The organism is Nonomuraea helvata (genome assembly GCF_039535785.1).
Taxonomy (GTDB): Bacteria; Actinomycetota; Actinomycetes; order Streptosporangiales; family Streptosporangiaceae; genus Nonomuraea; species Nonomuraea helvata.
Genome location: NZ_BAAAXV010000001.1, coordinates 2579464 through 2594685, shown reverse-complemented (window position 1 = coordinate 2594685; position 15222 = coordinate 2579464). Strand labels below are relative to the sequence as shown.

Sequence of the window (15222 nt, the reverse complement as noted above, 5' to 3'; positions counted from 1 at the left end):
ATACAATCCGCGTATGACACGCATCAGCATGTGGTGGCGGCCGACAGACGGCCGCTGAATTCCCCATGCGTGGCCGTCCCCGGGACGGCCCTCTAAGCGTGCGGGTCCTCCCTGAGACGGCACGACCTCAAGGAGAGACCAGAATGAACGACGTCGTGCTCACCGGTGACCGCCCGACCGGGCCGCTGCATCTTGGCCACTACTTCGGCTCGCTCGCCAACCGGGTACGCCTGCAGGACACGTACCCGATGTATGTGCTGATCGCCGACTATCAGGTGATCACCGACCGGGACCTGCCCGGCGAGATCCAGCGCAACATCACCGAGTTGCTCCTCGACTACCTCGCGATCGGGATCGACCCGGACAAGGTCACGATCTTCCAGCACAGCGCGATCCCCGAGCTGAACCAGCTGCTGCTGCCGTTCCTCAGCCTGGTGTCGGTGTCCGAGCTGAGCCGCAACCCCACGGTCAAGGACGAGATCGCGCACAGCTCGCAGGCGGCGGTGAGCGGCCTGATGTTCACCTATCCCGTGCACCAGGCGGCCGACATCCTGTTCTGCAAGGGCACGCTGGTGCCGGTCGGCAAGGACCAGCTTCCGCACGTGGAGGTCACTCGGCTGGTGGCGCGCCGCTTCAACGAGCGGTACGGCGAGGTGTTCCCGTTGCCCGAGGCCATGATGGGCGAGCGGCCGATGCTCAAGGGCCTCGACGGCGGCAAGATGAGCAAGAGCCGCGGCAACGCGATCGCCCTGTCGGCCACCGAGGACGAGACGGCCGCCCTCATCCGCAAAGCCCGCACGGACTCCGACCGGCTGATCACGTTCGACGAGACGCACCGTCCCGAGGTGGCGAACCTCCTCACGCTGGCCGGACTCTGTCTCGGTCGCCCACCGCAGGACATCGCCGAGGAGATCGGGAACGGCGGCGCCGCCGCGCTGAAGGGCCTGGCCACCGAGGCGGTCAACGAGTTCCTGCGGCCGATCAGGAAACGCCGCGCCGAGCTCGCCGAGACAGATGTGAGAGCCATCCTGGCCGCCGGCAATGAGAAGGCGCGGGAGCGGGCGGTCGCGACGCTCGAGGAGGTACGGGCCGCTATGGGTTTCTGAGGGCGATGGCCAGTTCGGTGGGCACGGCGCGCAACGGGCGCCGGTGCCGGGGCCGGCGGAAGCCCGCCGCCCGGAGCAGGTGAGACACCTCCCGGAAGTCCCGCACTCTGCCGCCCGCCGTGGCCAGGTAGTTCAGGTCGAGCAGGCGCAGCAGGGTGCGGCTGGACCGGCCCGGCATGACGCTGTCCCCGAACTGCTCGCCCACCACGATCGTCCCTCCGGGGTTGAGCGCGGCGGCCACTCTCCGCAGGAGTGCGGCCGCGTCCTGGTCGTCCAGGCCGTGCACGATGTTGAACAGCAGGACGACGTCGTACCCCTCGCCCAGGTCGTCGTCCAGGAACGATCCGGCGCGCGCGGTGAGCCGGGGGTGGCCGGCGGCGGCCTCGAGCGCCTGCGGCAGGTCCATCACCGTGGCGTGCAGCCGGGGGTGCCGCCGCAGCAGCTCCACGCTGAACTCGCCGTGGCCGCCGCCCACGTCCAGCACCCGCCTGGCGCCGCGCGGCAGCGGGATGGCCCGGGCTGCCGCCGGGGCCTGCTGTCTGGCCAGCGCCGCCGTCCACGCCTGGAACGACCGGGACAGATCCGGGTCGCCCTCCAGCAGGGCGTAGAAGGACGTGGCGGGAGCCCCGTCACGTACCGCCTTCTCCAGCCTGGGCCAGATCACGAACGCGGTACGCTCCCAGAACTCCAGCCCCGCCACCAGCGACGTCGGCGAGCCGGTCACGAACCACAGCCGAGACGCGCGGGTCAGGCCGTACCGGCCGCGCCTGGCACGCAGGTAGCCGAGCCCGGCCAGGGCGCGTAACAGCATGTCCGTGGAGCGGGGGTCGAGCTGCAGCGCGGCGGCGAGCTCCCCGCCGGTGGACGGGCGTTCGCGCAGGGCGTCGAAGACGCCCATCCTGGCCGCCGCGAGGAGCGTGTGCAGGCCTAAAGCGCCGAAGTAGTCGAACATCGGAGGCACGAGCGACAGCCGGTGAGCCGCCGCCTCAAGGGCGTTGAAGAAGAGGGGCACACTTGCGACGTTAACCGGGCAGGCGCCCCCGCGCCGGTGGTGTCCGCGGGCGTCAGCGGGGTTCGCGGCGGAAGGACTCCAGGGCCAGCAGGGCCACGTGGAGCGACATGCACGACTCGACGTCGTCGAGGTCGGTGTCCAGGATGCGTTCGAGGCGGCGCAGCCGGTCGTAGAAGGCGGGCCTGGACAGATGGGCCTTCTGCGCGGCGACCGCCTTGTTGCGCCCCGCGTCGAGGTAGATGCGCAGGATCCGCGTCAGGTCGCCGCCCCGTTGCGCGTCGTGCGCCAGCAGCGGCCCGAGCTCCCGCTCCGCGAACGTCTGCAGCCGGGCGTCGTCGCGCAGCAGGTGCAGCAGGCCGCGCAGGCGCAGGTCCGGCAGCCGGTAGAAGGCCCGGCCGTCCGGCTGGCGGACGGCCACGTCGGCCACCTGCTCGGCCTCGAGGAAGCTCCGCCGTACGTCCCTGATGGACTCCACCATCGAGCCGGCCGCCAGCACGAAGGAGGACCCCGGCCGCCAGAGCACCCGCAGTCGCTCGGAGAGCGCGGTCAGCGCGGGCTCGGCCTGGCTGCGTGGCGGGAGGGGCAGCAGGATTCCCACCCGCTCCTGGTCGAGCGCGCCGACCAGGGCGGGCAGGCGGATGTCGCGGCAGGCGGCGGCGGTGGCCTCGGCCAGCTCGCCGAGCTGCGCCTGACCGTCGAGCGCCTGGTCGGCCGGCTCGGTCGGCCTGATGACCACGCTGATCAGCTTGCGGCCGGTGAGCGGCACGCCGACGGCGCGGGCGCGGGCGGCGGCCTCGTCGGGGTCGGCGTAGGCGTGGGTCAGGATGCCGGTGATGATCGTGCCGTGCGCCTGGCGTTCGAGTGACTCCTGGTGGCGCTCCAGCAGACGCCCCAGGGCGAGGGTCGTGGCGGCGCGCTCGGCCAGCACCATGTCGCGCGGCGTCGGCGGCGAGTCGCAGATCAGGATCAGCCGCCCCCAGTCCTGCCCGCGTGCCCCGACCGTGGTGACCAGCCATCCGGAGGCGGTGTCGTACGCGGTGCGCTCCGACGGGGCCACCGCCCGGGACCTGGCCTCCCAGCCGGCCAGCAGCGCGCCGGCGTCGCGACCGGCGGACTCGCAGGCCAGCACCTGGTGCGCGAGGTTCTCCAGCAGCACGGGCCGGTTGGAGAGCCTGGACACCTGGGCGAGCACCTCGGCGGGCGAGGCGCCCTCGACCGACAGCTCGGTGAAGACCTCGTGGAGCTGCTCGGAGGCCCGCAGCTCCTCCAGCTGGATGTCGATGATCCGGGAGTGGACGGACTCGGTGATCTGCACGAACGGCGTCTCGCGGGTCAGCACGATGACCGGCAGCCCGTGCTCCTCGGCCGACTTGACCACGGCACGGGGCAGCTCGCGGACGAACCTGCGGCCCAGCTCCACGATGAGCCCGGAGGCGCCGACAGAGGAGAGCTCGCCGATGTAGTCGGCGAGCTTCTCCGGGTCCTCGGGCAGCGCGACGCCCGTGGTGAGCACCAGCTCCCCTCCGCGCAGGAGGTGGGCGATGTCGGCGATCTCGCCGACGTGCACCCACCGCACCTTGGAGTCGAGCCGGTCGGCGCCCGCGACCACACGCGGGCTGCCCCGGCGTACGGTCTCCAGTGCGAGGACGTCGGCGATGGTGGGCAACACGGGGCAGAGCCTAGCCGATCAGAATGTAAGAACGGCCATGGGGCCATTTACGCTTTGTCACTGGCCGAGGTCCTCCTCCCGGTATTCCCTCCGAGGTTCGCGCACCCGCAGCTCCACCCGGCGGATCTTGCCGGAGATCGTCTTGGGCAGCTCGTCGAACTCCAGCCGCCGCACCCGCTTGTAGGGGGCCAGTTCCCTGCGGCAGTGCTCGAAGATCGACCGCGCGGTCGCCTCGTCCGGCTCGAACCCGGGCGCGAGCGTCACATAGGCCTTCGGTACGGCCAGGCGTACCGGATCGGGGGCGGGCACCACCGCCGCCTCGGCCACGGCCTCATGCTCCAGCAGCACGCTCTCCAGCTCGAACGGCGAGATGCGGTAGTCGGAGGCCTTGAAGACGTCGTCGGTCCTGCCCACGTAGGTGATGTAGCCGTCCTGGTCGCGGGTGGCGACGTCGCCGGTGTGATAGAAGCCGGCGCGCATCGCGTCACTCGATCCACCGACATATCCGGACATGAGGCCTAGGGGGCGGCGGTCGTCCAGCGGCAGGCAGATCTCGCCGTCGTCCCCGGGCTCACCGGTGACCGGGTCGAGGAGCACCACGTCGTAGCCGGGCAGCGGACGGCCCATCGACCCCGGCCTGACCGGCTCGTCCGGCGCGTTGCCGATCTGCGCGGTGGTCTCGGTCTGGCCGTAGCCGTCCCTGATCGTGATGCCCCACGCCTTGGCCACCTGGTCGATGATCTCGGGGTTGAGCGGCTCGCCGGCGGCCACCGCCGTACGCAGGGGCAAGTGCGATTCATGGTCGCGCTCACTTGGCCCTCGCTGGTCACGCGAGCTACCGCTCTCGGGCCTGATCGTTCGCCGCTGCCACGCCGCCAGCTCCTCCTGGATGAGCATCCGCCAGACGGTCGGCGGCGCGCAGAACGTGGTGACCTGCTCGTCCCGCAGCACCTCGAGCAGCGCCGGGGCGGAGAAGCGGCGGTAGTCGTGGATCAGCACGGTGGCGCCGGCGTTCCAGGGGGCGAAGACGTTGCTCCACGCGTGCTTGGCCCACCCCGGCGAGGACACGTTGAGATGCACGTCGCCGGGCCTGAGCCCGATCCAGAACATCGTCGACAGGTGCCCGGCCGGATAGGAGGCGTGGGTGTGCTCGACCAGCTTGGGCTGCGAGGTCGTGCCCGAGGTGAAGTAGAGCAGCAGCGTGTCGCCGGCCCGCGTCGGGGCGTCGGGGACGAAGCGCTCGCTCTCCTCGTACGCCTCGTGGTACGGCAGCCAGTTGTAGGCGTCGCCCACAGCGATCTTCGTGTACTCGCCGGACCTGAACTTCCCCGCGTCGGCGGCGTCGGCGATCACGTGGGAGACGCGGCCCCGGGCGATGCGCTCGGCGATGTCCTTGGCCGTCAGCAGCGTCGTGGCGGGGATGACGACCGCGCCCAGCTTCATCGCGGCCAGCAGCGACTCCCACAGCTCGGCCTGGTTGCCCAGCATGAGCAGGATCCGGTCGCCCCGGCGCACACCCTGCAGGTGCAGCCAGTTCGCGACCTGGTTGGAGCGGGCCGACAGCTCGGCGAACGTGTAGCGGGCGCTGCTCGCCCCCACGATCTTGAGCGCGACGGCGTCCGGCGTCTCGGCGGCCAGGACCCCGTCGAACCAGTCGAGCGCCCAGTTGAACTCCGTGAGCTCCGGCCAGCGGAAGTCGCGGCGGGCGGTGGCAGCGTCGGCGTGGAGCAAGAAATCGCGGGCGGCACGGAAATGGCTCATGCCCGGATCCTGCTACGCCGGCAGCCGCCGCTCAAGGCCGTCGAGCACCGACACCAGCCCGAAATCGAAGGCGACCGCCTGGATGGCGCTCACGTCGTCGTAGGCGGACATGTCCAGGCCTTCCAGCATGTCGGGGTAGTCACGGGCCGCCGTGACGACCATGTTGCGCATCTCGTCGGGGTCGTACTCATGGGCGGACATCGAGGTGTTCCAGGCGATCTCCGGCAGCGTCTTGCCGTAGACGTAGGCGGTGAGCGTGCTGCCGGCGTAGTCGACGTCCATCCCCTCGAACCCGGCCATTCTAAACATCCTGCGCATTCCGCTGGCCACCCGCATCGCGTTGGGGCCAAGTGCGGGCAGGCGGCCGAGGAGGTCGGCAGACCACGGATGGCGCAGCATCACCTGGCGCATGCTGTAGGCCAGGGTCGAGGCCGCGTCACGCCAGCCCACGTCCTCGGGCTCAGGCAATCTCATCTCGCCCCACACCTCGTCGTAGACCAGCTCCAGCAGCTCATCCTTGTGGGCGACGTACCAGTAGATGCTGGTGGCGCCCGCGCCCAGCTTCGCGCCCAGCTTGCGCATGCTCAGCCCCGCCAGGCCCTCCGCGTCGAGCAGCTCGATGGAGGCTCTGACGATCTCCTCACGGCTGAGCCCGGGGCTCGTGGCCTTGCGCGGCTCGCGGAGCCACACGGAGGTGAACTGCTTGCCTGTCATCCTTCAAGGATAAATGCACTCGCACACTGTACGAGGAATGCCATACGGTGTGCGAGTGAACTCGAACACCGTACGAGACCCACGCCGATGGTGGATCCTCGGCGTGCTCTGCTTGGCGCTGCTGGTGCTTGTCGTGGACAACACCGTCCTCAACCTCGCCATCCCCTCGCTGAACAAGGAGATGGGCGCGAGCCCGTCGGACATTCAGTGGATCATCGACGCGTACGTGCTGGCCTACGCAGGACTGCTGCTCACCTCGGGCAGCCTGTCCGACAAGTACGGCCGCAGGCTGTTCCTCATCATCGGCCTGGCGTTCTTCGGCGGCGCGTCCCTGGTGGCCGTGCTCGTCTCCGAGCCGTGGCAGCTCATCGGCGCCCGCGCACTGATGGGCGTCGGCGGCTCGCTCCTCATGCCCTCGACGCTGTCGATCCTGATGACCGTCTTCGACGAGGAGGAGCGGCGCAAGGCGATGGCGGCCTGGAGCGCGGTGGCCCTGGTCGGCATGGTGTCCGGCCCGACGCTCGGCGGCTTCATGCTGGAGCACTACTGGTGGGGCTCGGTCTTCCTGCTGAACATCCCGATCGCGGCCGTGGCGATCGTGGCCGCCGTCGTGCTCATGCCCGAGACCCGCAGCAGCGGGCGGAAGATCGACCCCGTCGGCGTGGTGCTGTCGACGGTGGGACTGACGTCGGCCGTGTACGTCATCATCGAGCGCGAATGGAACGTGATCGGCATCGCGATCGCGGTCGTCGCCCTGGGCGCGTTCGTGGTCTGGGAGCGCAGGCAGACGCAGCCGATGCTGCCGCTGCACCTGTTCGCCAACCGCAACTTCAGCGGCGCGTCGTTCTCGATCCTGCTGATGGCGTTCGGGGCGGGCGCCGTGCTGCTGATGCTGACCCAGTACCTGCAGTTCGTGCTGGGGTATGGGGCGATGCAGGCGGGCCTGGCCATGCTGCCCTATGCCGTGGCCGCCGCGATCTTCAACGGCGTGGGCGCCGGGCTGGGCAAGAAGGCGAGCAACCGGGTGCTGGTGGGGCTGGGGCTGCTGGTGATGGCCGGCGGCTTCGCCGTCATGGCCACGACCACCGGATACCTCCCGCTCCTCACGGGCCTGGTGATCATGGGTATGGGCGCCGGGCTGGCCGGGCCGTCCGCGTACTCCTCGCTCATGGGCGCGATCCCCGTGGAGCACGCCGGCGTCGGCTCGGCGCTCAACGACACCGTCCAGCAGGTGGGCATGGCGCTGAGCATCGCGATCCTGGGCAGCGTGCTGGCCGGGCAGTACACCTCGCAGATGCCGGCCGACCTGCCCGCCGCCGCCAGGGAGTCGATCGGCGGCGCGCATCTGACGGGGTTCGCCGAGGCCGGCAACCAGGCGTTCACGTCGGCCATGCACCTGGGCTCGTGGGTCGGGGCCGCCTTCTGCGTGGCCGCCGCGCTGCTCGCGGTGGCCGTCCTGCGCCCGGTCGCGGCTCCGGTGCCGGTGCCGGAGAGCAGCGGGGTCTAGCGGACACGGGGCTCCCGCATGCTCTCCAGGCTGTCGAGCTTGTGGGTGCGCTCGTCGTGGCCGATCTGCCTGAGCAGGTCGGCCACCGAGCGATAGTGGCCGTACTCGGCGGCGTACGTGCCGGGGTCGGGCACGAACTCGAGCTCCGGGTTCTCGGCCACGAAGGTCATGTACTCGTGCTCGGCGTGGTCCTCGAACTCCGCGTTCAGGCGGTAGCTCCACTCCGGCCTGACCAGGAACAGCACCCAGGACACGTGGTAGTAGAAGAACGCGATCAGCCACGGGGCGGCCCGGTGCAGGAGCCAGTTCTGCCGCTGTCCGGTCCGCTGCACGAGGTCCTGCAGGATCAGCAGGTGCCACTGCTCGTTGTCCTGGTCGGCCCGGGCCTCCACGATCCGCTCGAAGACCCTTCTGGCCAGCGCCGAGCGTCCCCGGTGGCGGTGCACGGCCCAATAGCCCATGCGCTCCCACGCCTGGTACGGCACGCGGGCGATGATCTCCAGCATGGCGAACTTCGTGTACGAGCCCTTCTCGCCGTACATGAGGTCCACCGGCTTGAACATCATCTTGGCCAGCAGGCTGTAGCGCATGCGCGGGGTGTCCAGCGTGTCCTGCTGGGCCCGGCGGAGCTGGTCGCGGTCGAGCTTGGGCGGGCCGGAGGGTGTTTCGGGGCGGCGGTCGATCGTGACGGTCATCTCGGTCACTCCTTCGTGTTTCTGGATGATCCGATGGTGGTCGACCGGCATGGCCCCGGTCGTCGGCCGCCAGTGGGCATTCGCCGTGCCTCCCGCGGCGTACCGGCCTGGCCCGGCGTACACCTCCAGGCGGACGGGAAATCCCCTAGGGGGCGTCGCATCCGTGGGACGGGTACTTTGCAAGGTGTAAGGGATTTTTCCCCTGTGCCGACAGTGTGAGGTGGGAGTGTGCGGAAGGAAAAAGGGATACTCGGTGACATGTCGGAGCTTCTCGCGCGCCACCGGGCAGTGATGCCCAACTGGTTGGCACTCAACTACAACGAGCCCATCGAGATCGTCAGCGGCAAGGGCAACCGCGTCATCGACGCGGACGGCAAGAGCTATCTGGACTTCTTCGCCGGCATCCTGACCAACATGATCGGGTACGACGTGCCCGAGGTGCGCGAGGCCGTCGAACGCCAGATCGCCTCCGGCGTGGTGCACACCAGCACCGTCTACCTGCTGCGCGGCCAGATCGAGCTGGCCGAGAAGATCGCGCGGCTCTCCGGCATCCCTGACGCCAAGGTCTTCTTCACCAACTCCGGCACCGAGGCCAACGAGACCGCCCTGCTCCTGGCCACGTACGCGCGCAAGAGCGACCAGGTGCTCGCCATGCGGCAGAGCTATCACGGGCGCAGCTTCGGCACGATCGGCGTCACCTCGAACCGCGCCTGGAAGAACAACTCGCTCTCCCCGCTCAACGTGCAGTTCCTGCACGGCGCCGACCGGCACCTCACCCCGTTCAAGGGCATGTCGGACGCCGACTACATCCAGGCGTGCGTGGAGGACCTGCGCCACGTGCTGGCCACCGCGGTCTCCAACGACGTGGCCGCGCTGATCGCCGAGCCGATCCAGGGCGTGGGCGGGTTCACGATGGCCCCCGACGGGCTGTTCGCCGCGTACAAGGAGGTCCTGGACGAGCAGGGCATCCTGTTCATCTCCGACGAGGTGCAGACCGGCTGGGGCCGCACCGGCAGCGCGTTCTTCGGCATCCAGAACCACGGCGTGACCCCCGACATGATGACGTTCGCCAAGGGGCTCGGCAACGGCTTCGCCGTCGGCGGCGTCGTGGCGCGCGGCGACCTGATGGACGCTCCGCACGCCGTGGGCCTGGCCACGTTCGGCGGCAACCCCGTCTCGATGGCCGCCGCCAACGCCACCCTTGACTACGTGCTCGACCACGACCTGCAGGCCAACGCCGCGCGTACCGGCGAGATCATCATCAACGGCCTCAAGGAGGCCGCCAAGCGGCTGCCCGTGGTCAAGGACGTGCGCGGCAAGGGCCTGATGTTCGCCGTCGAGCTGGAGAGCCCCGCGCAGGCCGCCCGCTTCATGGAGGAGACCAAGAAGGCGGGGCTGCTGGCGGGCAAGGGCGGCCTGTACGGGACCGCGATCCGCATGGCCCCGCCCCTCACCCTCACGGTGGACGAGGCCGTCGAGGGTCTTGGCATCATCGTGACCGCTCTGGAAACCATCGACGCGGAGGCAGCCGCCCAGTGAAGTCCGTCAACCATTGGATCAACGGAGCCCTCGCGGACGGCGACGCCCGCACCGCGGCGCTCTACAACCCGGCGACCGGCGAGGTCAGCGGCCACGTGGCCCTCGCCTCCGCGGCCGACGTGGACGCGGCCGTGGCGGCCGCCGTCGCGGCCTTCCCCGCCTGGCGGGACGCGTCGCTGGTCAAGCGGTCACAGGTGCTGTTCCGCTTCCGCGAGCTCATGTACGCCCACCGCGACGAGCTGGCCGCGCTGATCTCCTCCGAGCACGGCAAGGTCCACTCCGATGCGCTCGGCGAGGTGGCCCGGGGCCTGGAGGTCGTGGAGTTCGCCTGCGGGATTCCCCACCTGCTCAAGGGCGGCTTCTCCGAGGGTGTCTCGACCCGGGTCGACTCCTACTCGATCCGCCAGCCGCTGGGTGTCGTGGCCGGGATCACGCCGTTCAACTTCCCGGCCATGGTGCCGATGTGGATGTACCCGGTCGCGATCGCGTGCGGGAACGCGTTCGTGCTCAAGCCGTCGGAGAAGGACCCGTCGGCGTCCCTGCTCATGGCGCGGCTGTGGAAGGAGGCCGGGCTGCCCGACGGCGTGTTCAACGTCGTGCAGGGCGACAAGGTTGCCGTGGACCGGCTGCTCGAGCACCCCGACGTGCGGGCCGTGTCGTTCGTCGGCTCCACCCCGATCGCCAGGTACGTCTACGAGACCGGCACCTCGCACGGCAAGCGCGTGCAGGCACTCGGCGGCGCCAAGAACCACATGCTCGTCCTCCCCGACGCCGACCTCGACCTGGTGGCCGACTCGGCCGTGTCGGCGGGGTTCGGCTCGGCGGGTGAGCGGTGCATGGCGATCTCCGTCGTGCTGGCCGTCGACCCGATCGGCGACGAGCTCGTACAGAAGATCGTCGAGCGGGTCGACGGGCTGGTGATCGGCCCGGGCGACGACCCGAAGTCCCAGATGGGACCGCTCGTCACCGAGGTGCACCGTGACAAGGTCGCCTCCTACCTTGACCTCGGCGTCGAGGAGGGCGCCAAGCTGGTCGTGGACGGCCGCGAGACGGCCGTGCTCGGCGGCGGCAAGGCCGCGGAGACGCCCGGCTTCTGGCTCGGCCCGACCGTGCTAGACCACGTCCCGCCGGGCTCGCGCACGCACGAGGACGAGATCTTCGGGCCGGTCCTGTCGATCGTGCGGGTCTCCTCGTACGAGGAGGGGTTGGAGATCATCAACGGCGGCCTGTACGGCAACGGCACCGCGATCTTCACCAACGACGGCGGCGCCGCCAGGCGCTTCCAGAACGAGGTCGAGGTCGGCATGGTCGGCATCAACGTGCCCATCCCGGTGCCGATGGCCTTCTACAGCTTCGGCGGCTGGAAGTCCTCGCTCTTCGGCGACACGCACGTGCACGGCACCGAGGGCGTGCACTTCTACACCCGCGGCAAGGTCGTCACCTCGCGCTGGCTCGACCCCTCCCACGGCGGCGTGAACCTGGGCTTCCCCACCAACAAGTGACCGTCATCGACGGGTGGCCTCGAGTGCGAGCCAGAGCTCGGCTCGCACTCCGGGGTCGTCCAGGTCGCGGCCCAGCAGCTCGGTGACGCGTTTCATGCGGTAGCGCAGGGTGTGGCGGTGCACGCCGAGCCGCTGCGCCGCCGCGTCCCAGTGGCCGTTGCTGTCCAGGTACGCGCGGAGCGACCCGACCAGGTCGGGTTTGGAGCCGTACGCGGTGAGGGGGGCCAGCAGCGCCGCCGCGAACGCCTGCACGACGGTCTGGTCGAGCAGCCCGATCAGGCCCTGCCCGGCCAGTTCCCCGAACCGCACCACCCGCCCCGCGCCCGCTCGCAAGTCGTGGCCGCCGCCTCTGGCGGCCTCCAGCGCGCGCCTCGCCTGGTCCAGCGCGCCGTGCAGGGCCTCAGGGGCGTAACGGCACGGCAGGCTGACACCCACGGGCACCTCCGGCTCCAGCGCCGCCCTGTCCGCCGTCATGCCGTCCGCCGTCATGCTGTCCGCCGTCGTGCTGTCCGTCAGCGCCACGGCCAGGGAGCCCGGCGCGTCGTCATCGAGCAGCGCCGCGAACGCGTGCGACTCCAGGGCCTCCAGCGCGTCGGCGTCGGCCGCCAGCACCGCCAACGGCTCCTCGGGCAGCCACCCGCCGAGTGGCCTCAGCACCGCCCGCGCCCGCTCCTTCTCACCGGCCAGCAGCAGCTGCAGTACGGCGGAGCGGGCCCGCCGAACGGCGTTGAGCTGGGTCCTGCCCTGCTCCATGGCCAGGGTGAGCAGGGACCCCGCGGCGTTGATCACTGTGTGGGTGACCGGCGAGAAGGGCTCCTGGGCGCCGACGGCGAAGAATCCGCGCGGACGCGCCCCTCCGCCCAGTGGCTGCACCACGATGTGCTCACCGGGACCCGACAGCGCCAGGCTGGCAGGCAACGGCCCCGCCCGCCCGGCACCCCAGCCGGCTCGCCCGGCACCCCCACCCGCGCGCTCAGCGGCTCCTCCGGGTCCAGGTGCGGGGAGCCCGCCCGTCCGCGTCCCGCCTCCGCTCGCACGCGTCCCGCCGCCGGCCGCGCCCGCGGCGGCGCCCCGTCGTGCGTGCGTCGTGTCGCGGGTGGTGCGTGCGATGCCCACACCTTCGGGCGTCGCGTCCTGTGTAATGCTCCCGTCCTCATGGGCGGCACCATCGCGGACGTGCGCGGTATCGCCGTGGTCCTCGTCCCCGACGTGTCCGGGGCCGCGGCGGTCACCATGCCCGGCCGGGGGGCGGCCCGTGCGGAGGCGGGTGAGCTCGGCGACGACGGCGTCCGTGTGGGCGCCGCGGGAGGCGTGGCGGACCTCGCCCGACTCGTCGAACAGCGCCGCCCAGCCGCCGACCTCCTTGGCGAGCCGGTCGATGACCGCGTGCATGCCCTCCGGCCGGAGCGCCGCCCGCGTCAGGCGGCCCTGGGCGGCGAAGGCGCGGGTGATCTCCTCGTACTGCTCGGCCGCCAGCAGCTCGCTGACCGCCTTGCCGACCGCGATGAACGGGGTCTCGCGCGGCACCTCCAGCAGCGGCAGACCGGCCTCGTCGGCGGCCGCGACCAGGGCGGGCGGCACCTCCTCGTGCGAGACGCCGACGCCGAAACCGAGCCCCGCTACGCCGCGGGCGACCAGGCGGGCGACATACTGGGACTGGTCGCCTTCCATCCGCATGCCTGTGGTGAGAAGGAGTTCCCCGCCCTCCAGGTACGGCGTCGGGTCCGCCAGCTCGCTGACCGCGACCCACCGCACCACCGCGTCCAGCCGGCCCACACCGCCAAGGATGCCGGCCACCGGCTGGAGGCCCATGCGGCGTATGACGGTGTGGAGCGGAGGCGGCATGCGGATTTTTGTCCATTCTGGCAAAGACGACCAGTTCAATGGTACATATCGACGTATCGGCGCAGGTGAGAGCCCGCCGTAGCGTCGAGCCATGAGCATTCCCCAGGAGCGGCGCGTCGTGACCGCGATCCCAGGCCCCAAGTCGCAGGAGTTGCTGGCCCGCAAGCAGGCCGCCGTACCGCCCGGCATCGGCACCACGCTGCCGGTCTTCGTCACCCGCGCCGGCGGGGGAGTCGTGCAGGACGCCGACGGGAACTCATTGATCGACTTCGGCTCCGGCATCGCCGTGACGAACGTCGGCAACGCCGCCCCCAAGGTCGTGGAGCGCGTCCAGAAGCAGGTCGCCGACTTCACCCACACGTGTTTCATGGTCACCCCGTACGAGTCGTACGTCCGGGTGTGCGAGAAGCTGAACGAGCTGACGCCGGGCGACCACGAGAAGCGCACGTTCCTGGTGAACTCGGGCGCCGAGGCCGTCGAGAACGCCGTCAAGATCGCCAGGCACGCCACCGGCAGGCCGGCCGTCGTCGTGTTCGACCACGGCTACCACGGCCGCACGCTGCTCACCATGACGCTGACGGCCAAGAACATGCCGTACAAGCACCGCTTCGGCCCCTTCGCGCCCGAGGTGTACCGGGTGCCGCTGGCGTACCCGTACCGCTGGCCGACCGGCCCCGAGAACTGCGCCGAGGAGGCCGCGGCGGAGGCCATCGACCTGATCACCAAGCAGATCGGGCCCGACAACGTGGCCGCCGTGGTGATCGAGCCGATCGCGGGCGAGGGCGGCTTCATCGTGCCGGCCCGGGGCTTCCTGCCGCGGATCGCGGAGTTCTGCCGGGCCAACGGCATCGTGTTCGTGGCCGACGAGGTGCAGACCGGCTTCGCCAGGACGGGCGACCTGTTCGCCTGCGAGGACGAGGGCGTCGTACCCGACATCATCACCACCGCCAAGGGCATCGCGGGCGGTCTGCCGCTGGCCGCCGTGACCGGGCGCGCGGAGATCATGGACAGGGTGCACGTCGGCGGTCTGGGCGGCACGTACGGCGGCAACCCCCTGGCCTGCGAGGCCGCGCTCGGCGTACTCGAGACCATTGAGGAGGAGGACCTGGTCGCGAAGGCCCGCCGCATCGGCGAGATCATGCTGCCCCGGCTCAAGGCGCTCCAGGAGCGCTTCGGTGTGATCGGGGACGTCCGCGGCCGCGGCGCGATGATCGCGATCGAGCTGGTCGAGCCGGGCACCAAGGAGCCGAACCCCACCGCCGTGCAGGAGGTCGTCAAGCGCTGCCACGCCGAGGGCCTGCTGGTGCTGACGGCAGGCACGTACGGCAACGTGCTGCGCTTCCTGCCTCCGCTCGTCATCCCCGAGCACCTGCTCGAGGAGGGCCTCGGCATCCTGGAGAAGGCGATCGCCGAACTCTAGAGGAAACCCCCACCAATCGGGCATCCGGCTTGCGGCTGGATGCCCGATTTTGTGGTGTAACTGGCGTCCGTCGGGTAGAGAATTCACCCTGACTTGACGCTCAGCTGATCCCTCACGGCCTCGGTCAGGGTTATAACGGTTGCGACATACGGATGGGCGATGGCTGCAGGGAGCGTGATGAACTGGAGTCCGACCAGATCGGCGCAGAGTATGTTGACGTTCGACCCTGAAGGCCTCACCGGGGCCCAGCGCGACGGCGACGCCTGCGTCGTCTGCCACAAGAGATGGCCGCGTCCGCGCGTGCGCGTGGGCGTGCTACCCGACAACTCGTCGGTCCTGGCCTGCGGCGACTGCGCCGAGGCACTCGTTCCCGCTCCTACGGCCACCGTCGTGGCGTTCCCAGCCCGGTGACCACGCCCGCTGACCACGCCTGCTGACCACGCCCGCTGACC

General features: G+C 70.5%; 12 protein-coding genes. 6 read left to right on the top strand and 6 right to left on the bottom strand.

What is annotated here, in order from left to right; all coding sequences use genetic code 11:
* The first annotated feature begins 143 nt into the window (after window positions 1–143).
* Window positions 144–1106, top strand: a complete 963-nt coding sequence (trpS, locus tag ABD830_RS11985) for a tryptophan--tRNA ligase (protein ID WP_344986738.1) — start codon at window positions 144–146, stop codon at window positions 1104–1106.
* Here the strand turns inward: trpS and ABD830_RS11980 are convergent.
* The 4 genes from ABD830_RS11980 to ABD830_RS11965 are packed head-to-tail and all read right to left on the bottom strand — an operon-like array spanning window position 1093 to window position 6262.
* On the bottom strand, window positions 1093–2118 hold the full coding sequence (locus ABD830_RS11980; RefSeq protein WP_344986737.1) for a methyltransferase: 1026 nt from the start codon (window positions 2116–2118) through the stop codon (window positions 1093–1095). The two genes, trpS and ABD830_RS11980, sit on opposite strands and share 14 nt — an antisense overlap.
* Window positions 2119–2170: 52 nt before the next feature.
* On the bottom strand, window positions 2171–3787 hold the full coding sequence (locus ABD830_RS11975) for a PucR family transcriptional regulator (protein WP_344986736.1): 1617 nt from the start codon (window positions 3785–3787) through the stop codon (window positions 2171–2173).
* A 57-nt stretch (window positions 3788–3844) separates the two neighbouring features.
* Window positions 3845–5548, bottom strand: a complete 1704-nt coding sequence (locus tag ABD830_RS11970) for an AMP-binding protein (RefSeq protein WP_344986734.1) — start codon at window positions 5546–5548, stop codon at window positions 3845–3847.
* Window positions 5549–5560: 12 nt separating this feature from the next.
* A complete protein-coding gene (locus tag ABD830_RS11965) occupies window positions 5561–6262 on the bottom strand; it encodes a TetR/AcrR family transcriptional regulator (RefSeq protein WP_344986733.1) in 702 nt (233 codons plus the stop codon).
* A gap of 55 nt (window positions 6263–6317) precedes the next feature.
* On the opposite strand from ABD830_RS11965, the gene ABD830_RS11960 reads away from it, so the two are divergent.
* Window positions 6318–7769 (top strand): MFS transporter, encoded by a 1452-nt coding sequence (locus ABD830_RS11960; protein WP_344986732.1) that lies wholly within the window; start codon window positions 6318–6320, stop codon window positions 7767–7769.
* Here the strand turns inward: ABD830_RS11960 and ABD830_RS11955 are convergent.
* On the bottom strand, window positions 7766–8464 hold the full coding sequence (locus ABD830_RS11955) for an alternative oxidase (protein WP_344986730.1): 699 nt from the start codon (window positions 8462–8464) through the stop codon (window positions 7766–7768). The genes ABD830_RS11960 and ABD830_RS11955 overlap by 4 nt on opposite strands.
* Window positions 8465–8722: 258 nt before the next feature.
* Between ABD830_RS11955 and ABD830_RS11950 the strand changes: the two genes are divergently transcribed.
* Both ABD830_RS11950 and ABD830_RS11945 read left to right on the top strand, forming a co-directional pair.
* The gene (locus ABD830_RS11950; RefSeq protein WP_344986729.1) at window positions 8723–10003 is read left to right on the top strand and encodes an aspartate aminotransferase family protein; all 1281 of its coding nucleotides are present in this window, start codon (window positions 8723–8725) and stop codon (window positions 10001–10003) included.
* On the top strand, window positions 10000–11505 hold the full coding sequence (locus tag ABD830_RS11945; RefSeq protein WP_344986728.1) for a CoA-acylating methylmalonate-semialdehyde dehydrogenase: 1506 nt from the start codon (window positions 10000–10002) through the stop codon (window positions 11503–11505). The genes ABD830_RS11950 and ABD830_RS11945 overlap by 4 nt, the downstream gene beginning before the upstream one ends.
* Window positions 11506–11508: 3 nt before the next feature.
* Here ABD830_RS11945 and ABD830_RS11940 read toward each other — a convergent pair whose 3' ends face one another.
* The gene (locus tag ABD830_RS11940) at window positions 11509–13350 is read right to left on the bottom strand and encodes a PucR family transcriptional regulator (RefSeq protein WP_344986727.1); all 1842 of its coding nucleotides are present in this window, start codon (window positions 13348–13350) and stop codon (window positions 11509–11511) included.
* A 91-nt stretch (window positions 13351–13441) separates the two neighbouring features.
* Between ABD830_RS11940 and gabT the strand changes: the two genes are divergently transcribed.
* Both gabT and ABD830_RS11930 read left to right on the top strand, forming a co-directional pair.
* Window positions 13442–14770, top strand: coding sequence for a 4-aminobutyrate--2-oxoglutarate transaminase (gene gabT, locus ABD830_RS11935; RefSeq protein WP_344986726.1), 1329 nt, complete (start codon window positions 13442–13444; stop codon window positions 14768–14770).
* A gap of 210 nt (window positions 14771–14980) precedes the next feature.
* Complete coding sequence (locus ABD830_RS11930) at window positions 14981–15181, top strand: hypothetical protein (RefSeq protein ID WP_344986725.1); 201 nt, start codon at window positions 14981–14983, stop codon at window positions 15179–15181.
* Window positions 15182–15222: the final 41 nt, after the last annotated feature.